The following is a 20,440-nucleotide window of genomic DNA, read 5'->3' as shown; positions in this document are numbered from 1 at the left end:
TGTTCACTCGGCCGTCAGACGGCGCTCAACATCGGATCAAAAGGGATCAGACGTTGAAACCGAGCGCGCGCAGCTGCTCGCGGCCGTCGTCCGTGATCTTGTCCGGACCCCACGGCGGCATCCAGACCCAGTTGATGCGCAGTTCGCTGACGATGCCGTCCGTCGCCGACTTCGCCTGGTCCTCGATGACGTCCGTCAGCGGGCAGGCCGCCGAGGTGAGCGTCATGTCGAGGGTGGCGATGTTCGCGTCGTCGATGTGGATCCCGTAGATCAGGCCCAGGTTGACGACGTCGATGCCCAGCTCGGGGTCGACCACGTCGTAGAGGGCCTCGCGGACCTCTTCCTCGGTGGCCGGCTTGATCGACGCCTCGGGCGTCGCGTTCTCGGTCATGCCGTCTTCCTCTCGGCGTCGCCCAGTGCCTGGGCGGTCGCGTCCTTCCACGCCATCCAGCTCAGCAGAGCACACTTCACCCGGGCGGGGTACTTGGAGACACCGGCGAACGCGACCGCGTCCTCCAGTACCTCTTCCATGGCCTCGTCGGGTTCGATCTTGCCCTTGGACTGCATCAGCTCCAGGAAGACTTCCTGGATCTTCCGCGCCTCGCCCAGCTCCTTGCCGACGAGCAGCTCGTTCAGTATCGACGCGCCGGCCTGGCTGATGGAGCAGCCCTGGCCTTCGTACGAGATGTCGGTGAGCGTCTCGCCGTCGTACTTCACGCGCAGGGTGATCTCGTCACCGCACGTCGGGTTGACGTGGTGCACCTCGGCGTCGCCGTCGCGCAGGCCTCGCCCGCGCGGGTGCTTGTAGTGGTCCAGGATCAGTTCCTGGTACATGGATTCCAGCTTCACTGCGTCCTCGTCGTCCTCGTCGCCCTGGTCAGCCGAAGAAGTTCCGTACGTGCTCCAGCCCGGCGACCAGTGCGTCGACCTCGGCCGGAGAGGAGTACAGGTAGAAAGACGCTCGCGTCGTCGCCGGAATTCCGTACCGGAGGCAGACCGGGCGGGCGCAGTGGTGACCCACGCGGACCGCGATGCCCTGCTCGTCCAGTACCTGGCCGACGTCGTGCGGGTGGATGTCACCGAGCACGAAGGAGATCGCGGCGCCCCGGTCCTCGGCCGTGGTGGGGCCGATGATCCGCAGGTCCGGGACCTCCGAGAGCCGCTTGATCGCGTACTCGGTGATCGCGTGCTCGTGCGCGGCGATCTTGTCCATGCCGATCGCGGTCAGGTAGTCCACGGCCGCGCCGAGGCCGACGGCCTGGGCGATCGGGGGCGTACCGGCCTCGAACTTGTGGGGTGCCGGGGCGTACGTCGAGGAGTGCATCGAGACGGTTTCGATCATCTCGCCGCCACCCAGGAAGGGCGGCAGGTCCTCGAGCAGCTCCTGGCGGCCCCACAGGACGCCGATGCCGGTCGGGCCGCACATCTTGTGACCGGTGAAGGCCACGAAGTCGGCACCGAGGGCCTGGACGTCGAGCGGCATGTGCGGAGCGGCCTGGGAGGCGTCGATCAGCACGAGGGCGCCGACGTCCTGGGCGCGCCGGACGATCGCCTCGACCGGGTTGACCGTGCCCATGATGTTGGAGACCAGCGTGAAGGAGACGATCTTCGTCTTCTCCGTGATGACCTCTTCGATGTTGGACAGGTCGAGCCGGCCGTCGTCGGTGAGGCCGAACCACTTCAGCTTCGCGCCGGTGCGCTGCGCGAGCAGCTGCCACGGCACGATGTTGGAGTGGTGCTCCATCTCCGTGATGGCGATCTCGGTGTCGCGGTCGACCCGGTAGGGCTCCTCGGCCCAGCCGAGCATGTTCGCGACGAGGTTGAGCGACTCCGAGGCGTTCTTGGTGAAGATCACCTCGTTGCGGCTCGGTGCGTTGATGAAGGCGGCGACCTTGTCGCGGGCACCCTCGTACAGCGCCGTGGCCTCCTCGGCGAGCACGTGCACGCCGCGGTGGACGTTGGCGTTGTGCTGCTCGTAGTACTCGTTCAGCGCGTCGAGCACCTGGCGCGGCTTCTGCGAAGTCGCCGCGTTGTCCAGGTAAACGATCTTCTTCCCGTCGTGGACCACACGATCCAGCAGGGGGAAGTCCTTGCGGATCGCCTCGATGTCGAGGAGGCCAGGCAGCTGTGTCACGCGGTCGCGCCACCCTTCGTGCTGTACGACTCGTAGCCTTCCGCCTCGAGCTTGTCGGCGAGCTCGGCACCGCCGGACTCGACGATGCGGCCCTCGGAGAAGACGTGGACGAAGTCGGGCTTGATGTAGCGCAGGATGCGCGTGTAGTGCGTGATCAGCAGGGTGCCGGTGTCGCCGGTCGAGTGAACGCGGTTGACGCCCTCGGAGACCTGGCGCAGGGCGTCGACGTCGAGGCCGGAGTCGGTCTCGTCGAGGATCGCGATCTTCGGCTTAAGGAGCTCCAGCTGCAGGATCTCGTGGCGCTTCTTCTCACCGCCGGAGAAGCCCTCGTTGACGTTGCGCTCGGCGAAGGCCGTGTCCATCTGGAGCTGCTCCATCGCGGACTTGACCTCCTTCACCCAGGTGCGCAGCTTCGGCGCCTCGCCGCGGATGGCGGTGGCCGAGGTGCGCAGGAAGTTGGAGACCGAGACGCCGGGGATCTCGACCGGGTACTGCATGGCGAGGAACATGCCGGCGCGGGCGCGCTCGTCGACGGACATCTCCAGGACGTCTTCGCCGTCCAGGGTCACGGTGCCCTTGGTGATGGTGTACTTCGGGTGACCGGCCAGCGCGTACGCGAGGGTGGACTTGCCGGAGCCGTTCGGACCCATGATGGCGTGCGTCTCACCCTGCTTGATGGTGAGCTCGACGCCCTTGAGGATCTCGCGGGCGCCGTTCTCGGCCTCGACGGAGACGTGCAGGTCGTGGATTTCAAGCGTTGCCATGGATACCTCAGGACTCCTGGGTGAGGGAGACGAGCACGTCGTCCCCTTCGATCTTTACGGGGTAAACGGGGACGGGGCGCGTCGCGGGCAGGCCGGAGGGCTTGCCGGTGCGCAGGTCGAAGGCCGATCCGTGCAGCCAGCACTCGATCATGCAGTCTTCGACCTCGCCCTCCGAGAGCGAGACGTTCGCGTGCGAGCAGATGTCGTTGATCGCGAACACCTCCCCCTCGGCGGAGACGATGGACACCGGCGTGCCGTCGAGCTCCACCCGCTTGGGGGTGTTCTCCTCCAGCTCGCTCAGCGCACAGGCCTTGACGTAAGTCATCAGACGGAACCCTGGAGCTCGGTCTCGATCTTGGCGAGCAGGCGCTCCTCGATGTCGTCGACACCGATCTGCTGGACGAGCTCGGCGAAGAAGCCGCGCACGACCAGACGACGGGCCTCGTCGGCCGGGATGCCCCGGGACTGGAGGTAGAAGAGCTGCTCGTCGTCGAAGCGGCCGGTCGCGGAGGCGTGGCCGGCGCCGACGATCTCGCCGGTCTCGATCTCCAGGTTCGGCACCGAGTCGACCCGCGCACCGTCCGTGAGGACGAGGTTGCGGTTCATCTCGTAGGTGTCGGTGCCCTCGGCGGTCTTCTCGATGAGCACGTCACCGATCCAGACGGCGTGGGCGTCCTGACCCTGCAGCGCGCCCTTGTAGACCACGTGCGACTTGCAGTGCGGAGCCTTGTGGTCGACCAGGAGGCGGTGCTCCTGGTGCTGGCCGGCGTCCGTGAAGTACAGGCCGAGGAGCTCGGCCTCGCCGCCGGGGCCCGCGTAGTTCACGCGCGGGTGCAGACGGACCAGGTCGCCGCCGAAGGTGATGACCACGGACTTGAAGCTCGCGTCGCGGCCGATGAGGGCGTTGTGCTGCGAGGTGTGGACCGCGGTGTCGTCCCAGTCCTGGACGGACACGAAGGTCACCTTGGCGCCGTCGCCGACCAGGATGTCGACGTTGGCGGCGCGCACGCCGTCACCGGTGTGGTCGATCACGATGATCGCCTCGGCGAACGGCTTGATGTCGAAGACGGTGTGGCCGAAGGTCGTACCGCCCTCGCCGTGGAGCGCGACGCGGATCGGCTCTTCGAGCACGGTCTCCTTGGGCACGGTGACGACCGTGGCCTTGGCGAACGAGGAGAAGGCCTGGGCGGAGACCCGGTCGACGGGGACGCCGGCCTTGCCGATCCGCTCGTCATCGCGCTCGACGGACTCGACCGTCACGCCCTCCGGGGCGTCGATCTGGGCCTTCATGGTTCCGTTGGCGACCGCGGTGCCGTCGTGCAGACCCTTGAGGCGGGCCAGCGGGGTGAACCGCCACTCCTCCTCGCGGCCGTGCGGGACCGGGAAGTCCGCCACGTCGAAGGACGGGGGCGCACTCATCCGGGTGGCAACGGTGGACTCGGCGGCCACCGCGATCGCGCCGGCGGTGGTGGACCCCGCCGGAATGTTCTGAGCCTCAGCCATGGCTGTCGTCTTGCTCGCTCTCTGAAAAGACGCTGTCTACGTGAAGACTGTTCTGCGGGACGTCGGGGCGGTCGGGACTAGCCGACCGAACCCTCCATCTGCAGCTCGATCAGCCGGTTGAGCTCCAGCGCGTACTCCATCGGAAGCTCCTTCGCGATCGGCTCGACGAAGCCGCGCACGATCATGGCCATGGCCTCGAACTCGGTGAGCCCGCGCTGCATGAGGTAGAAGAGCTGGTCGTCGGAGACCTTGGAGACGGTCGCCTCGTGGCCCATGGACACGTCGTCCTCGCGGACGTCCACGTAGGGGTAGGTGTCCGAGCGGGAGATGGTGTCGACCAGGAGCGCGTCGCACAGCACGTTGGACTTCGAGCCGTGGGCGCCTTCGCCGATCTCGACCAGGCCTCGGTAGGAGGTGCGGCCGCCGCCTCGCGCCACCGACTTGGAGACGATGTTGGAGGAGGTGTTCGGCGCCATGTGGACCATCTTGGAGCCGGCGTCCTGGTGCTGGCCCTCGCCCGCGAAGGCGATGGACAGGGTCTCGCCCTTGGCGTGCTCGCCCATCAGGTAGACGGCCGGGTACTTCATGGTGACCTTGGAACCGATGTTGCCGTCGATCCACTCCATGGTCGCGCCCTCGTACGCCACGGCGCGCTTGGTGACCAGGTTGTAGACGTTGTTCGACCAGTTCTGGATCGTCGTGTAGCGGCAGCGGCCGCCCTTCTTCACGATGATCTCGACCACGGCGCTGTGCAGCGAGTCCGAGGAGTAGATCGGGGCGGTGCAGCCCTCGACGTAGTGGACGTAGGCGTCCTCGTCGACGATGATCAGCGTCCGCTCGAACTGGCCCATGTTCTCCGTGTTGATACGGAAGTAGGCCTGGAGCGGGATGTCGACCTTGACGCCCTTGGGCACGTAGATGAACGAGCCGCCCGACCACACGGCGGTGTTCAGCGACGCGAACTTGTTGTCGCCCACCGGGATGACCGTGCCGAAGTACTCCTGGAAGAGCTCCGGGTGCTCCTTGAGCGCGGTGTCCGTGTCGAGGAAGATGACGCCCTGCTCCTCCAGGTCCTCACGGATCTGGTGGTAGACGACCTCGGACTCGTACTGGGCCGCGACACCGGCGACGAGGCGCTGCTTCTCCGCCTCCGGGATGCCGAGCTTGTCGTACGTGTTCTTGATGTCCTCCGGCAGTTCCTCCCACGAAGCGGCCTGCTTCTCGGTGGAACGCACGAAGTACTTGATGTTGTCGAAGTCGATGCCCGAGAGGTCGGAACCCCAGTTGGGCATGGGCTTCTTGTCGAACAGCTTGAGGCCCTTGAGGCGGAGGTTCAGCATCCACTCCGGCTCGGACTTCTTCGCCGAGATGTCGCGGACGACCTCTTCGGACAGACCCCGCTTGGCAGCCGCACCGGCCGCGTCGGAGTCGGCCCAGCCGTATTCGTAGGTGCCCAGGCCATCGAGCTCAGGGTGAGCAATCTCCGTGGTCATGCGGGGTTCCTCCCGGCCGTGCTTGCAGATACTGATGTGTCGGTCTGTGCCGCGCCTGTGGCGGCGACGCCGCTTCCGCTGCGCGGAATGAACGTCGTGCACACCCCGTCGCCGTGGGCGATCGTGGCGAGACGCTGCACATGCGTCCCGAGCAGACGGGAGAAGATCTCGGTCTCCGCCTCGCAGAGCTGCGGGAACTGCTCGGCGACGTGTGCGACCGGGCAGTGGTGCTGGCAGAGCTGTTCACCGCTGTGCGGACCGGGAGCGCTCTTCGCCGTAGCAGCGTACCCGTCTCCGGTCAACGCCTTGGCAAGGGCCTCGGTCCGGCTTTCGGGGGCGGCCGCCTCCACGGCCTCCCGATAGGTCTCCGCCTGCGCCGTCAGTCTCGCCTTCGCGAAGGCGGCTACGGCCGCCTCCCCCTGGACTCCCCCGCCGGCGGCCTGCGCGATCCAGCGCATGGCGTCGACGGCGAGCGAGTCGTAGGACTGGTCGAAGGCGTCCCTGCCGCAGTCGGTCAGCGCGAACACCTTGGCGGGCCGGCCCCGGGTGCGCGCGCCGTACACGCGCTGCTCACGGGGTGCGACCACGTCGTCGGCGACGAGCGTGTCGAGGTGGCGGCGAACGGCGGCCTGGGTGAGGCCGAGACGCACGGCGAGGTCGGCGACGGTGGAGGGGCCGTGGTCCAGGATCGAGCGCGCGACGCGGTTGCGGGTTGACCGCTCACCTGTCGCGAGTTCGCCCTGGGGGGCCTCGCTCATCCGTTCGCCGTATTTCACAACGCCATTGTTGCGTAATTAGTCGCGGCCCGACAAGCCGTGATGGAGACCACCTCTGGTGGCCTCCATCACTAAGGGTTACCTAATTCACCACGGCGCCCTAAAGGGCGCCTTAATGGGAAGTGACCGCTCCGCCCTCGCGCACGGCCCCGCCGGTGAACCAGTACACGGCCCCCACCAGCAGTCCTCCGCCCACGACGTTCCCCGGCACGGTGAACATCAGATTCCGGAAAAGATCACCGAAGCCCGCTGAGCCATCCAGGATCGCCAGGCTGAAAAGAGCCATGTTCGCCACGCAGTGTTCGAATCCGACGGCCACGAAGACGGCCACGGGCAGCCAGAGCACGAAGATCTTGGCGGCGTCGCCGCGGGCGCGGGTGAACATCCAGATGGCCAGGCAGACCAGCATGTTGCAGAGCACCGCGCGCCAGAACAGCTGACCCCCGCCGAGCTCCATCTTCCCGTGCACCATCTCGGTGAGCATGGCCCGCGCGGAGGGCGAGGAGGTCACCCCGGAGGCGTGCACCATCGCGCCGAAGGCGAAGGCCCCGACCAGGTTGCCGGACAGCGAGAGCGCCCAGGACAGGGCCAGGTCCTTGGGGCCGGTCCGCCCGGACAGGGCGCCCACCAGCATGACCATCACGTTGCTGGTGAAGAGCTGCGCGCCGGCGAACATCACGATGGTCAGCGCGATCGGGAAGACCGCGCCCTCCAGCAGCTTCACGGCCGCCGAGCCCTTGGCCACGAACGGCGAGATCGCCACGAGGAGCAGCACCTCGCCGACCCCGATGTAGGCGCCCGCGAGCATCGCCGACACGAAGTATCGGGGCGGATGACCGAGGTCGTGGGCCTTGTGCTCGGCCTGCCCCGAGGTGGCTTCGACGTTCTGAGCGATGCTGTTCACCATTCGACGTTAGGGCCCGGGCCCCCGCCCCAGGAGCGTGAAAAGGTCATGAAAGCGCAGGTCCACGACCCTTCGGGGGCGGGACCTACGACCCCGCCCCGGGGACTTCCACCGGCTCCGTAGACTCAAGCCCCATGAGCAACGACCCCGCCGTGGAAATCCGCGGACTGGTGAAGCGGTACGGCGCCAAGACCGCGGTGGACGGCCTCGACCTCACCGTCCGGAGGGCCTCGGTCACCGCAGTCCTTGGTCCCAACGGCGCGGGCAAGACGACCACTGTGGAAACCTGCGAGGGCTACCGCCGGCCCGACGCCGGATCCGTCCGCGTCCTCGGCCTCGACCCCGTCGCCCAGGCCGGCGCCCTGCGTCCCCGCATCGGCGTGATGCTCCAGTCCGGCGGGGTCTACTCCGGCGCCCGCGCCGTCGAGATGCTGCGCCACATGGCCAAGCTCTACGCCGACCCGCTCGACGTCCCCGCCCTGGTGGAACGCCTCGGCCTCGGCTCCTGCGGGCGCACCGCCTACCGCCGGCTCTCCGGCGGCCAGCAGCAGCGCCTGGCGCTCGCGATGGCCGTCGTGGGCCGCCCCGAGCTGGTCTTCCTGGACGAGCCGACCGCCGGCCTCGACCCGCAGGCCCGCCGCGCGACCTGGGACCTCGTACGGGAGCTGCGCGCCGACGGGGTCTCCGTCGTCCTCACCACCCACCACATGGACGAGGCCGAGCAGCTCTCGGACGAGGTCGCCATCGTCGACGCCGGCAAGGTGATCGCCCACGGCACCCCCGACCAGCTGTGCCGCGGCGGCGCCGAGAACACCCTGCGCTTCACCGGCCGCCCCGCCCTCGACCTCGCCTCGCTGCTCAAGGCCCTGCCCGACGGCACCCGGGCCGCCGAGCTCACCCCGGGCGTCTACCGGGTCGTCGGAGACGTGGACCCGCAGCTGCTGGCCACCGTCGCCTCCTGGTGCGCGCAGCACGGGGTGATGCCGGACAGCCTCTCGGTGGAGCGGCACACCCTCGAAGACGTTTTTCTGGAACTGACCGGCAAGGAGCTGCGTTCATGAGCGCTGGTACGTTCACCCCCAATCCGGGGGCCGCGCCCGTGTCCCGCATGATCCTGGCGCAGACCGCGCTGGAGACGCGGATGCTCCTGCGCAACGGCGAGCAGCTGCTGCTGACCGTGATCATCCCCGCGCTGCTGCTGAGCCTCTTCTCCGCCGTGGACATCGTCGATACCGGTGCCGGAAAGTCCGTGGACTTCCTCGCCCCCGGCATCCTCGCGCTCGCCGTGATGTCCACCGCCTTCACCGGCCAGGCCATCGCCACCGGCTTCGACCGCCGCTACGGGATCCTCAAGCGCCTCGGGGCCTCCCCGCTGCCGCGCTGGGCGCTGATGGCCGCCAAGACCCTGTCGGTGCTGGTCACCGAGGTGCTCCAGGTCGCCCTGCTGACGGTGATCGCCTTCGCGCTGGGCTGGTCCCCGCACGGGAACCCGCTGTCGGTCGCCGCACTGATCCTGCTGGGCACCGCCGCCTTCTCCGGGCTCGGCCTGCTGATGGCGGGCACGCTCAGGGCCGAGGCCACGCTGGCCGCCGCCAACCTGGTCTTCCTGCTGCTGCTGGTCGGCGGCGGGGTGATCGTGCCGCTGGAGAAGTTCCCGGAGGCGGCGCAGACCGTTCTCGGGCTCCTGCCGATCTCGGCGCTCTCCGACGGGCTGCGGGAGGTCCTCCAGCACGGGGCCCCGCTGCCCTGGGGCGACGCGGCCGTCCTCGCGGGCTGGGCCGTACTCGGTCTGGGCGCCGCGGGACGCCTCTTCCGCTGGGAGTGAATCCCTTCCCCTGAACGTTCCCCCGGCAGGAGGATGTGCGCGTCGACACGACAGCGCACCACAGACGCCGGGGGGCGGGCATGGCGCAGCGGGAGGCCGTTCTGCGGCTGGACGAACAGTGGGGGCGGATCCGGTCGGGCGCGGCACACGCGGAGCCCGCGGAGGCCGAGGCCCTGCTGGCCGAGCTGATCGGCGCGCTGCGCGAGCCGGCCCGGACGGACGCCGAGTGCGCCGCCCGGCTGGGTCTGCGGCTGAGCGATCTGGCGGCCCGCCGCTTCGCCGCGGGCGACCGGGGCGGCGCCCTGGCCGCCATCGAGGAGGGGCTGCGGTACGCGCAGCAGGCCGCCGGGCACGCCCCCGAGTACGCCCGCTGGTACGCCCGGGGCCTGATCAACCAGGGGGTCTGGCTGTCCTGGCCGCTCAGTGACGGGGAGCGGCTGCCCAAGCACCCGCTGGGCCCCGGTGCCGAGAACGGTCCGAGCGCCATGGAGCGGGCGGCCGGCGAGCGCGCCCGGGACCTGACGCGCGGCGCGGTGGAGGTCTGGGCCTCCCTGGACCAGGAGGATCCGGTCAACCAGCGGGGCCTCGCGCAGGCGAAGGTCTTCCTCGGCGACCGGCTCGCGGAGCTGGGCCTGGCCGAGGAGTCCGTGGCCTGGGCGGTCGACGCGGAGGCCGCGTTCCGGCGGATGCTGCTCGCCGCTCCGGGTTCCGACGAGTCGCAGGAGGCCGAGGAGGCCCTGGACCACATCGGCCGCCAGCTCGAACTGCGGCTGCGCTTCCTCGCCTTCGGTTCCCTGGCCGGCCTGCGCAACCGCGGCCTGCTGCCCGAACGGCTGCTGCCCCAGGCCGTGGTGGCCGCCCGGATCCAGGGCGTCGCCGAGGAGGAGATCGCCGCCCGGCTGGGGCTGGAGGCCGACCAGGTCCGCACGATGCTGGAGGTGACCCCCTGGCTCGCGGTGTGGCGGATCGAGGTGCGCGGCCCCGACGGATTGTGGAACGTACTGTCACATCCCTGGCGCAGCGGGGCGGAAGTGCGGAACCGGACGGCCGAGGACGTGGCGTCCGAATTGGTACGGGGCTTCGTGGCCTCCCCCGACTACCCGGGCGAGGGCGCGCATTGGCGGATCCGCGTCTGGTGGCACGCGGAAGGCGATCCCGCCGGAGCCCGGTTCAGGCTGGTCGTCGGCCCCGACGCGGCTCCCGCCACCCCCTCGTGAAAGTTTGCACAAGGGTCCGCGTACGATAAGGGCCGTGTTGACCCCTCTCGCATATCTCGCCAGCCGCTGGACTCCCTCACCCCGGACCGTCCAGCGGGCCGCGTTCGCAGCGGTGATCATGAGCGTCGTCATCGTCGTCACCGGCGGCGCCGTGCGGCTGACCGGATCCGGTCTCGGCTGCGACACCTGGCCCAAGTGCACGGACGACAGCCTGATCGTGACCCAGGCGCAGGGCTTCCACGGCGCGATCGAGTTCGGCAACCGCATGCTGACGTACGTGCTCTGCGCGGCCGTCGGCTGGGCGATCACCGCCGCCCGCTGCGCCAAGCCGTGGCGCCGCTCGCTGACCCGCCTCGGCTGGCTCCAGTTCGCCATCGTGATGGGCAACGCGGTCCTCGGCGGCATCACCGTCCTGACGGGGCTCAACCCTTACAGCGTGGCCGGGCACTTCATGCTCGCCACCTCGCTGATCACCGTGACGGTGATCACCTGGCAGCGCACCCGCGAGGGTGACGGCCCCGCCCGGCCGCGCGTGCCCGGCCCCGTGCGCAAGCTCTCGTGGGCCCTGCTCGCGGCCACCGTCGTACTGATCGCGGCCGGCACGGTGGTCACCGGTTCCGGCCCGCACGCCGGCGACCGCAGCGAGATCAAGCGGATGCCGTTCGACTGGACGGCCACCGCCCACGTGCACGCCATCTCCGCCTGGCTCGTGTGCGCGCTCGGCGTGGCGATGTGGCTGGTGCTGCGCGTGGTCGACGCCCCCACCGACACCCGGGCGCGCGCCCGGGACCTGCTGATCGTGCTGCTCGCCCAGGGCGCCATCGGCTACGTCCAGTACTTCACCCAGGTGCCCGAGGCCCTGGTCGCCGCCCACATGCTCGGTTCCTGCCTGGTGTGGATCGCGGTGCTCCGCGTCGCGCTGAGCCTGCGCGAGCGCCCCTCGGCGCAGGCCGGCATCCCGGACCGGGGCGACGCCCAGCTCAGCACGGTCTGAGCCGTCCGGCGGGGCGGGCCGTCCGAGGAGGCCGGTCCGTCCGGCCGCGGGGCGGACCCTCAGCCCCGCTCGTCCAGCCGGTAGACGCGGCGGGCATTGCCCGCCGCGACCATCGCCGCCACCCGCTCCGCGTCCCGCCACGACCAGGAGCCCTCGGCCACCCAGCCGCCCAGCACCCGGCCCAGCGCCTCCCGGAAGACCAGGGCGGCGACCGCGTGCAGTTCGGGCAGCTGCCGCCCGCCACCGGCGAACATCAGCTTCCCGAACGGTGCGACCTCCAGGGACTCCGCCAGCACCGCGGCCGCCCTGGCTCCCGACGGGCCGAGGGCCGCGCCGAGCTCGGCGTGGACGTGCGGGAAGAGCGCCGCCAGCCGTGCGGTCTGCCGGTGGTACGGATATCCCCCGAGCAGGACCAGCCGGGTCCCCGGGCCCGCGGCCGCCCGCAGGAACTCCGTCAGCCGACCCGGCTCCCCCGCGTCCCCGCCCGTGTGCAGCTGGAGCGGCAGCCCGGACGCCAGCGCGCTCCACACCAGGTGCCGCAGGAGTACGGGATCACGCACGGCCCCGCCCCTGGCCCGCCCGGCCAGCCATCGCCCGGCCGCCCCGTGCACCTCGCCGGGGCCGGGCGGCTCGGGCGCGTCGGCGAGGGCGTCCGCGTACCCCGTCCGGGCTCCGCAGGTGAAGGCCACGGCTCCGGCGGCGGCGTGGTGGACGGCCTCGGCGAGGTTGGCCAGGAAGGCGGCGGCGGAGCCGGAGGTGTCGGCGGCCTGTTCGGCCAGCAGCTCCAGGCGCACCAGCTCGAAGGTCTCGGCGTCGCCCGCCAGGGCCAGTTCCTTGGGCCCGGTGAGGTCCCCGGCCGCTCCGGTGTCGACCAGCCGGGCGGCGACCCCCGATCCGCGCAGCAGTCTGCGGGCCGACTCGGCGGCGCCCAGCTCGCGCCGCCGGGCGAGGTAGCGGGCGGGGGCGCAGTGCGGTTCCAGCCCGAGCAGGGGCGGGCACCAGCGGCGCAGCGCGAAGCCGGTCTGGGTGTCGAAGAAGGTGGTGCCGGCGGCGGGCGGGCCGGCCGAGCGGATCAGCTGGGCCTCGAAGGTGGCGAGGCCCAGCTCCGTGCGGAGCACGCCCTGGCAGTACTGGTCCACCAGGGGCGGCGTTTCGATCATCCGGGCATCCCGTTGCGGACGTGGGGAAGGTGCTTCCACACGTCCTAACGGGTGAGCGGGGTGTGAGGTGTTGCTCGCGCTGTTGACCGAGAGGGTGACGGCGCTCAGGCCGCCGGGTTCGCGGTTCCGCCGAGCTGCATGCCGGCCATGCGGGTCCACTCGTACGGGCCAGTCTTCACGCGCGCGGCGAACTCGCCGTCGAACTCCTCGTGAAGGGTGAGCCCGGCCTTCTCGGCCGCGAGCCGCGCCGTGTCGAACGTCGGGGCCACCAGGTCGCCCCAGCCGCCGTCCGTGCCGACGAGCACGATCCGGGTGCCGGCCTGGCCGATGTGCGCGAGCTGGCCCTCGGCGCCGCCGTGCTGCTTGGCGAACGCGCCGATCTGCTTGGCCAGCCGCGCGGCCCTACGGTCCTGCTTCTTGTCCGCCGGGTTCGCGGACTCCTCGGTGTCTGCCATGGACAGCATGCTACCGGCCAGTAGTAAACGGAGGAAGCGTCACCGGAGGAAGCATCAGCGGAGGAAGGGATCGACCGCGACGGCGACGAAGAGCAGCGACACGTAGGTGATCGACCAGTGGAACAGCCGCATCTCCTTGAGCTTCGCGCCCGTCACGCCCGACTTGGCCCGCGCGTTCAGCGCGTGCGCCTCCCACAGCCACCAGCCGCCGGCCACCAGGGCGACGGCCGTGTAGAACCAGCCGGTGTACCCCAGCGGGGTCAGCAGCAGCGAGACCGCCACCATCACCCAGCTGTAGAGGACGATCTGCTTGGCGACGGCCTTGTTGCCCGCCACGACCGGCAGCATCGGCACGCCGACCCGCGCGTAGTCGTCCTTCACCTTCATGGACAGCGGCCAGTAGTGCGGCGGCGTCCAGAAGAAGATGACGAGGAAGAGGATGACCGCGGCCCAGGAGACCTCGTTCTTGACGGCCGACCAGCCGATGAGCACCGGCATGCAGCCCGCGATGCCGCCCCAGACGATGTTCTGGGAGGTGCGCCGCTTCAGCAGCATCGTGTAGACCACGACGTAGAAGAGGAGCGCGCCGAGCGAGAGCGCCGCCGACAGCCAGTTGATCAGCAGGCCGAAGAACAGGGTGGAGACCACACCCAGCGAGATGCCGAACACCAGGCACTCCCGCGGGCTGACCATGCCGGTCACCAGGGGGCGTTGCGAGGTCCGGTCCATCAGCGCGTCGATGTCGCGGTCGATGTACATGTTCAGCGCGTTGGCGCCGCCCGCGGACAGGTAGCCGCCGAAACAGGTCGCGAGGACCAGCCACATCGGCGGCACGCCCTGCTCGGCGAGGAACATCACCGGCACTGTGGTGATCAGCAGAAGTTCGATGATCCGCGGCTTGGTCAAAGCCACGAAAGCCATGACCCGGGCCCCGAACGGCCGGTGAACGGGAGGGGTCCCGAGCACCCCCGCTGGACGGGATTCGACGGCCGTCACGCACACCCCTGACAGAGAATCCAGCAAGCCCCGTCCCGGATCCCTCGATACATAAGGGTTCGGTGAGGCCTGCGCGTACCACGCCACTCTAGACGTAGCCCTTACCTCGCCCCGCGCGGGGGTCGCCTCGTGTTGGTCCGATCGGCGCTCAGACGTCACGACCGGACTGCGGGTACTCGAATAGCTGCACGCCGTTGCGGGGGTAGGCTCGGAATCGCGCCGGTGCACCGTTCGTCACCGGGAACCAGACATGTGGAGAGGAGCCCTGACCCACGGTGAGCACCAAGCCGACGACCACAGAGCTCGACTGGACCGAACTGGACCAGCGTGCTGTCGACACCGCCCGCATCCTGGCCGCCGACGCGGTCCAGAAGGTCGGTAACGGCCACCCCGGTACGGCGATGAGCCTGGCCCCCGCCGCGTACACCCTCTTCCAGAAGGTGATGCGGCACGACCCGGCGGACCCGGAGTGGGTCGGTCGCGACCGTTTCGTGCTCTCCGCGGGGCACTCGTCCCTGACGCTCTACACCCAGCTCTACCTCGGCGGCTTCGGCCTCGAGCTGGACGACCTGAAGGCCTTCCGCACCTGGGGTTCGAAGACCCCCGGTCACCCGGAGTACGGCCACACCGCCGGCGTGGAGACCACCACCGGCCCCCTCGGCCAGGGCATCGCCAACGCGGTGGGCATGGCCATGGCCGCCCGCTACGAGCGCGGTCTGTTCGACCCGGAGGCCGCCCAGGGTGCCTCCCCGTTCGACCACATGATCTACGCGATCGCGGGCGACGGCTGCCTCCAGGAGGGCATCTCCCACGAGGCGTCGGCGCTGGCCGGCCACCAGAAGCTCGGCAACCTGGTGCTCCTGTGGGACGACAACCACATCTCCATCGAGGGCGACACGGAGACGGCCGTCTCCGAGGACACCCTCCAGCGTTACGAGGCGTACGGCTGGCACGTCCAGCGCGTCGCCCAGCAGGCCAACGGCGACCTCGACCCGAAGGCCCTGTTCGAGGCCCTCCAGGCCGCCAAGGCCGAGACCGGGCGCCCCTCGTTCATCGCCGCGCGCTCGATCATCGCCTGGCCGGCCCCGCACGCCCAGGGCACCGAGGCCTCCCACGGCTCGGCCCTCGGCAACGACGAGGTCGCCGCCACCAAGCGCGTCCTCGGCTTCGACCCGGAGCAGACCTTCGAGGTCTCCGACGAGGTCATCGCGCACACCCGCGCCCTCGGCGACCGCGGCCGCGAGGCCCGTGCCGCCTGGGAGAAGGAGTTCTCCGCCTGGCGCACCGCCAACCCGGAGCGCGCCGCCGAGTTCGACCGCATCAACGCCAACGAGCTGCCCGCGGGCTGGGAGGACAAGCTCCCCGTCTTCGAGGCCGGCAAGGGCATCGCCACCCGCGCCGCCTCCGGCAAGGTCCTCGAGGCGCTCGGCGCGGTCATCCCGGAGCTGTGGGGCGGCTCGGCCGACCTGGCCGGCTCCAACAACACGACCATCGACAAGAACTCCTCGTTCCTGCCGGTGGGCAACCCGCTGCCGGAGGCCGACCCGTACGGCCGCACCATCCACTACGGCATCCGCGAGCACGCCATGGCCGCGGCCATGAACGGCATCGCGCTGCACGGCCACACCCGCATCTACGGCGGCACCTTCCTGGTGTTCTCCGACTACATGCGCAACGCCGTCCGCCTCTCCGCGCTGATGCACGTGCCGGTCACCTACGTGTGGACGCACGACTCCATCGGCCTCGGCGAGGACGGTCCGACCCACCAGCCGGTCGAGCACGTCGCCTCGCTGCGCGCCATCCCGGGCCTGAACGTGGTCCGTCCGGCCGACGCGAACGAGACCGCCATCGCCTGGCGCGAGATCCTCAAGCGTCACACCAAGGTGTTCGGCAAGGGCGCCCCGCACGGTCTGGCACTGACCCGCCAGGGCGTGCCGACGTACGAGCGCAACGAGGACGCCGCCAAGGGCGGGTACGTGCTCTTCGAGGCCGAGGGCGGCCCGGCGCAGGTCGTGCTCATCGGCACCGGCTCCGAGGTCCAGCTCGCCGTCGCCGCGCGCGAGGCGCTGCAGGCCGAGGGCGTCCCGGCCCGGGTCGTCTCGATGCCTTCCGTCGAGTGGTTCGAGGAGCAGGACCAGGCGTACAAGGACAGCGTCCTGCCGCCGTCCGTCAAGGCGCGCGTCGCGGTGGAGGCCGGCATCGGCCTGACCTGGCACCGCTACGTCGGCGACGCCGGCCGGATCGTCTCGCTGGAGCACTTCGGCGCCTCGGCCGACGGCGCCGTGCTGTACCGCGAGTTCGGCCTGACCGCCGAAGCCGTGACCGCCGCCGCGCGCGACTCGCTCGCCGCCGCCGCGCGCTGACGCCCGTACCCAGACCAGTAGGAGATGCAATCCCCATGACAGACGCACTGAAGCGCCTTTCCGACGAAGGCGTCGCGATCTGGCTGGACGACCTGTCCCGCAAGCGCATCACGTCCGGCAACCTGGCCGAGCTCATCGACCAGCAGCACGTGGTCGGTGTCACCACCAACCCGGCGATCTTCCAGAAGGCGATCAGCGGCGGCGAGGGGTACGGGCAGCAGCTCGCCGACCTGGCCGCCCGCAAGGTCACCGTCGAAGAGGCGATCCGCATGATCACGACGGCGGACGTCCGCGACGCCGCCGACATCCTGCGCCCGGTCTACGACTCGACCGAGGGCCAGGACGGCCGCGTCTCGATCGAGGTCGACCCCCGGCTGGCCCACAACACCCCGGCGACCATCGCCGAGGCCAAGCAGCTGGCCTGGCTGGTGGACCGCCCGAACACGCTCATCAAGATCCCGGCGACCAAGGCCGGCCTGCCGGCGATCACCGAGGTCATCGGCAAGGGCATCAGCGTCAACGTCACGCTGATCTTCTCGCTGGAGCGCTACCGCGAGGTCATGGACGCCTACCTGGCGGGCCTGGAGAAGGCGAAGGCCGCGGGCCTGGACCTCTCCAAGATCCACTCGGTCGCCTCCTTCTTCGTGTCCCGCGTGGACTCCGAGATCGACAAGCGCCTGGACGGAATCGGCACCGACGAGGCCAAGGCCCTCAAGGGCAAGGCGGCGCTCGCCAACGCCCGTCTGGCCTACGAGGCCTTCGAAGAGGTCTTCTCCACCGAGCGCTGGGCCGCCCTGGACAAGGCGCACGCCAACAAGCAGCGTCCGCTCTGGGCCTCGACCGGCGTCAAGGACCCGGCCTACAAGGACACCCTGTACGTGGTGGACCTGGTCGCGCCCGGCACCGTCAACACCATGCCGGAGGGCACCCTGGAGGCCACCGCCGACCACGGCGAGGTCTCCGGCGACACCATCCGCGGCACGTACGACCAGTCGCGCGCCGAGCTCGAAGCGGTCGCGAAGCTGGGCATTTCGTACGACGATGTGGTGCAGCTGCTCGAAGACGAGGGCGTCGAGAAGTTCGAGCAGTCCTGGAACGACCTGCTGAAGTCGACCGAGGCGGAGCTTGAGCGCCTCGCCCCCACGGAGGCCTGAACATTTTGTCTGTAAACGGAGCGAACCCGCTTCGTGACGCACAGGACCGGCGGCTCCCGCGCATCGCGGGGCCGTCCGGCCTGGTCATTTTCGGCGTTACGGGTGACCTGTCGCGCAAGAAGCTGATGCCTGCCGTCTACGACCTCGCCAACCGCGGCCTGCTTCCGCCGGGCTTCTCGCTGATCGGCTTCGCCCGGCGTGAGTGGCAGGACGAGGACTTCGCGCAGGAGGTCCACGACGCGGTCAAGCAGCACGCGCGCACCCCCTTCCGCGAAGAGGTCTGGCAGCAGCTCGTCCAGGGCTGCCGCTTCGTCCAGGGCGACTTCGACGACGACCAGGCGTTCGAGACGCTGAAGTCGACGATCGAGGAGCTCGACAAGGCGCAGGGCACGGGCGGCAACTTCGCCTTCTACCTGTCCGTCCCGCCGAAGTTCTTCCCCAAGGTCGTCGCCCAGCTCAAGAAGCACGGGCTGGCGGACCAGAAGGAGGGCTCCTGGCGGCGCGCGGTCATCGAGAAGCCGTTCGGGCACGACCTGACCAGTGCGCAGGAGCTCAACCAGCTCGTGCACGACGTCTTCCCGCCCAACGAGGTCTTCCGGATCGACCACTACCTGGGCAAGGAGACCGTCCAGAACATCCTGGCGCTCCGCTTCGCCAACACGATGTTCGAGCCGATCTGGAACCGGTCGTACGTCGACCACGTGCAGATCACCATGGCCGAGGACATCGGCATCGGCGGCCGGGCCGGCTACTACGACGGCATCGGCGCGGCCCGCGACGTCATCCAGAACCACCTGCTCCAGCTGCTCGCGCTGACCGCGATGGAGGAGCCCGGCTCCTTCCACCCCAAGGCGCTGGTGGCCGAGAAGCTCAAGGTCCTGACCGCGGTCGAGCTCCCCGACGACCTGGGCAAGCACACCGTGCGCGGCCAGTACTCGGCGGCCTGGCAGGGCGGCGAGAAGGTCGTCGGGTACCTCGAAGAGGACGGCATCGACCCCAAGTCGAAGACCGACACCTACGCGGCCATCCGTCTGGAGATCAACAACCGCCGCTGGGCGGGCGTCCCGTTCTACCTGCGGACCGGCAAGCGCCTGGGCCGCCGGGTGACCGAGATCGCGGTCGTCTTCAAGCGGGCCCCGTACCTGCCGTTCGAGTCGGGCGCGACCGAGGAGCTGGGGCAGAACGCCCTGGTCATCCGGGTCCAGCCGGACGAGGGCGTGACGGTGCGCTTCGGCTCCAAGGTTCCGGGCACCTCCATGGAGGTCCGGGACGTCACGATGGACTTCGCCTACGGCGAGTCCTTCACGGAGTCGAGCCCCGAGGCGTACGAGCGGCTGATCCTCGACGTCCTGCTGGGTGACGCGAACCTCTTCCCGCGCCACCAGGAGGTCGAGCTGTCCTGGAACATCCTCGACCCGATCGAGAAGTACTGGGACACGCACGGCAAGCCCGCGCAGTACCCGTCGGGCACCTGGGGGCCGGTCGAGGCGGACGAGATGCTCGCACGAGACGGACGGAGCTGGCGCCGGCCATGAAGATCGACCTCACGGAGACCAACTCCAGCAAGATCAACGCCTCGTTGGTGCAGGCGCGCCGGGACATCGGCACGCCTGCCATCGGGATGGTGCTCACGCTGGTGATCGTGACCGACGAGGAGAACGCGTACGACGCGCTCAAGTCGGCGAACGACGCGTCCCGCGAACACCCGTCGCGGATCATCGTCGTCATCAAGCGGGTCAGCCGCTCGCCGCGCAGCCGCCGCGATGCCCGTCTCGACGCGGAAGTCCGCGTCGGGACGGACTCCGGCACCGGCGAAACGGTTGTCCTGCGCCTGCACGGTGAACTGGTCAACCATGCCCAGTCGGTGGTTCTCCCCCTGCTCCTCCCGGACGCGCCCGTCGTCGTCTGGTGGCCCGAGGGCGCTCCGCAGGACCTGGCGGGCGACCCCCTGGGGGCGCTCGGCCAGCGCCGGATCACGGACACGTACTCCACCGAGGACCCCATCGAGGCCCTCGGCAGCCGGGCGGCCGCGTACGCCCCCGGTGACACGGACCTGTCCTGGACCCGGATCACCCCGTGGCGCTCCATGCTGGCGGCCGCGCTCGACCAGCAGACCCACTCGGTGACCTCGGCGACGGTCGAGGGCGAGGACGACAACCCGAGCTGCGAACTGCTCGCCATGTGGCTCGCGGACCGGCTCCAGGTGCCCGTCAAGCGCACCTCCTCGACGGGCCCCGGGCTCACCGCGGTCCGCCTGGAGACCAAGGACGGCGAGATCGTCCTGGACCGGGCGGACGGCGCGCTGGCCACGCTCTGCATGCCGGGGCAGCCCGACCGTGCGGTGGCGCTCAAGCGCCGTGACACGGCCGAGCTGCTGGCGGAGGAGCTGCGCCGGCTGGACCCGGACAACACGTACGAGGCCTCGCTGAAGTTCGGCGTGGCCCGCCTGCAGCCTCCGGCGGGAGCGGCCAAGGCAGAGGCTCCGACGGCGAAGCCGTCACCGGCCAAGGCCGAGGCCGAAGCCCCGGCCGCCAAGCCGGCTCCGGCGAAGGCCCCGGCGAAGAAGGCCGCGGCCAAGTAGCACGAACAGGGCCGCTGCGCGGGGCCGTCCCCGCCCCACCCCTTCGCCGTTTCCCGGGGCTCCGCCCCGGACCCCGCGCCTCAAACGCCGGCGGGGCTGGATGAATCCAGCCCGCCCGGTG

The 20,440-nt window shown here is 70.0% G+C and carries 20 protein-coding genes; 8 read left to right on the top strand and 12 right to left on the bottom strand.

Translation table 11 applies throughout. The features are described from left to right. Window positions 1-46: 46 nt before the first annotated feature. From ACWGDE_RS09510 to ACWGDE_RS09470, 9 genes are all read right to left on the bottom strand, one after another. Window positions 47-391, bottom strand: a complete 345-nt coding sequence (locus tag ACWGDE_RS09510) for a metal-sulfur cluster assembly factor (protein ID WP_030009139.1) — start codon at window positions 389-391, stop codon at window positions 47-49. After that, the gene (gene sufU / locus ACWGDE_RS09505; RefSeq protein ID WP_243338411.1) at window positions 388-849 is read right to left on the bottom strand and encodes a Fe-S cluster assembly sulfur transfer protein SufU; all 462 of its coding nucleotides are present in this window, start codon (window positions 847-849) and stop codon (window positions 388-390) included. Before sufU ends, ACWGDE_RS09510 begins: the two co-directional genes overlap by 4 nt. A 28-nt stretch (window positions 850-877) precedes the next feature. Continuing rightward, window positions 878-2,134, bottom strand: coding sequence for a cysteine desulfurase (locus tag ACWGDE_RS09500; RefSeq protein ID WP_453388411.1), 1,257 nt, complete (start codon window positions 2,132-2,134; stop codon window positions 878-880). Then, window positions 2,131-2,898: a Fe-S cluster assembly ATPase SufC gene (gene sufC / locus ACWGDE_RS09495; RefSeq protein ID WP_327307359.1), complete on the bottom strand. Its 768-nt coding sequence runs from the start codon at window positions 2,896-2,898 to the stop codon at window positions 2,131-2,133. The genes ACWGDE_RS09500 and sufC overlap by 4 nt, the downstream gene beginning before the upstream one ends. Window positions 2,899-2,905: 7 nt before the next feature. Further along, entirely contained in the window at window positions 2,906-3,223 is a 318-nt protein-coding gene (locus ACWGDE_RS09490) for a bifunctional 3-phenylpropionate/cinnamic acid dioxygenase ferredoxin subunit (RefSeq protein ID WP_214952732.1), read from the bottom strand. Continuing rightward, complete coding sequence (gene sufD / locus ACWGDE_RS09485) at window positions 3,223-4,401, bottom strand: Fe-S cluster assembly protein SufD (RefSeq protein WP_453388410.1); 1,179 nt, start codon at window positions 4,399-4,401, stop codon at window positions 3,223-3,225. Before sufD ends, ACWGDE_RS09490 begins: the two co-directional genes overlap by 1 nt. Before the next feature lie 77 nt (window positions 4,402-4,478). Then, entirely contained in the window at window positions 4,479-5,894 is a 1,416-nt protein-coding gene (gene sufB / locus ACWGDE_RS09480) for a Fe-S cluster assembly protein SufB (protein ID WP_453388409.1), read from the bottom strand. After that, a complete protein-coding gene (locus ACWGDE_RS09475) occupies window positions 5,891-6,670 on the bottom strand; it encodes a helix-turn-helix transcriptional regulator (protein ID WP_453388408.1) in 780 nt (259 codons plus the stop codon). The genes sufB and ACWGDE_RS09475 overlap by 4 nt, the downstream gene beginning before the upstream one ends. A gap of 112 nt (window positions 6,671-6,782) precedes the next feature. Continuing rightward, the gene (locus tag ACWGDE_RS09470; RefSeq protein ID WP_453388407.1) at window positions 6,783-7,574 is read right to left on the bottom strand and encodes a formate/nitrite transporter family protein; all 792 of its coding nucleotides are present in this window, start codon (window positions 7,572-7,574) and stop codon (window positions 6,783-6,785) included. A 134-nt stretch (window positions 7,575-7,708) separates the two neighbouring features. On the opposite strand from ACWGDE_RS09470, the gene ACWGDE_RS09465 reads away from it, so the two are divergent. The 4 genes from ACWGDE_RS09465 (at window position 7,709) to ACWGDE_RS09450 (ending at window position 11,610) form a co-directional block, all read left to right on the top strand. Further along, on the top strand, window positions 7,709-8,635 hold the full coding sequence (locus tag ACWGDE_RS09465; RefSeq protein ID WP_453388406.1) for an ABC transporter ATP-binding protein: 927 nt from the start codon (window positions 7,709-7,711) through the stop codon (window positions 8,633-8,635). Continuing rightward, entirely contained in the window at window positions 8,632-9,399 is a 768-nt protein-coding gene (locus tag ACWGDE_RS09460) for an ABC transporter permease (RefSeq protein ID WP_453388405.1), read from the top strand. The genes ACWGDE_RS09465 and ACWGDE_RS09460 overlap by 4 nt, the downstream gene beginning before the upstream one ends. Window positions 9,400-9,479: 80 nt before the next feature. Next, entirely contained in the window at window positions 9,480-10,616 is a 1,137-nt protein-coding gene (locus tag ACWGDE_RS09455) for a hypothetical protein (protein WP_453388404.1), read from the top strand. A 25-nt stretch (window positions 10,617-10,641) separates the two neighbouring features. Beyond that, window positions 10,642-11,610, top strand: a complete 969-nt coding sequence (locus tag ACWGDE_RS09450) for a COX15/CtaA family protein (protein ID WP_453388428.1) — start codon at window positions 10,642-10,644, stop codon at window positions 11,608-11,610. A gap of 59 nt (window positions 11,611-11,669) precedes the next feature. Here ACWGDE_RS09450 and ACWGDE_RS09445 read toward each other — a convergent pair whose 3' ends face one another. From ACWGDE_RS09445 to ACWGDE_RS09435, 3 genes are all read right to left on the bottom strand, one after another. Then, on the bottom strand, window positions 11,670-12,770 hold the full coding sequence (locus ACWGDE_RS09445) for an amidohydrolase (RefSeq protein ID WP_453388403.1): 1,101 nt from the start codon (window positions 12,768-12,770) through the stop codon (window positions 11,670-11,672). A 104-nt stretch (window positions 12,771-12,874) separates the two neighbouring features. Next, the gene (locus ACWGDE_RS09440) at window positions 12,875-13,225 is read right to left on the bottom strand and encodes a hypothetical protein (protein WP_453388402.1); all 351 of its coding nucleotides are present in this window, start codon (window positions 13,223-13,225) and stop codon (window positions 12,875-12,877) included. 54 nt (window positions 13,226-13,279) lie between these two features. Continuing rightward, window positions 13,280-14,227 carry a heme o synthase gene (locus tag ACWGDE_RS09435; protein WP_453388427.1) on the bottom strand — a complete coding sequence of 316 codons (948 nt, stop codon included), beginning with the start codon at window positions 14,225-14,227 and terminating at the stop codon, window positions 13,280-13,282. Window positions 14,228-14,496: 269 nt separating this feature from the next. Here ACWGDE_RS09435 and tkt point away from each other — a divergent pair, with 269 nt between their 5' ends. The 4 genes from tkt to opcA are packed head-to-tail and all read left to right on the top strand — an operon-like array spanning window position 14,497 to window position 20,319. Then, on the top strand, window positions 14,497-16,584 hold the full coding sequence (gene tkt / locus ACWGDE_RS09430) for a transketolase (RefSeq protein WP_453388401.1): 2,088 nt from the start codon (window positions 14,497-14,499) through the stop codon (window positions 16,582-16,584). A gap of 35 nt (window positions 16,585-16,619) precedes the next feature. Then, window positions 16,620-17,738 (top strand): transaldolase, encoded by a 1,119-nt coding sequence (tal, locus tag ACWGDE_RS09425; RefSeq protein WP_453388400.1) that lies wholly within the window; start codon window positions 16,620-16,622, stop codon window positions 17,736-17,738. Window positions 17,739-17,740: 2 nt separating this feature from the next. After that, on the top strand, window positions 17,741-19,273 hold the full coding sequence (gene zwf, locus ACWGDE_RS09420; RefSeq protein WP_453388426.1) for a glucose-6-phosphate dehydrogenase: 1,533 nt from the start codon (window positions 17,741-17,743) through the stop codon (window positions 19,271-19,273). Beyond that, a complete protein-coding gene (opcA, locus tag ACWGDE_RS09415; protein ID WP_453388399.1) occupies window positions 19,270-20,319 on the top strand; it encodes a glucose-6-phosphate dehydrogenase assembly protein OpcA in 1,050 nt (349 codons plus the stop codon). Before zwf ends, opcA begins: the two co-directional genes overlap by 4 nt. Window positions 20,320-20,440 lie beyond the last annotated feature (121 nt).

Source organism: Streptomyces sp. NPDC054956 (assembly GCF_053609185.1).
This window is presented reverse-complemented; position numbering and strand designations above follow the sequence as displayed.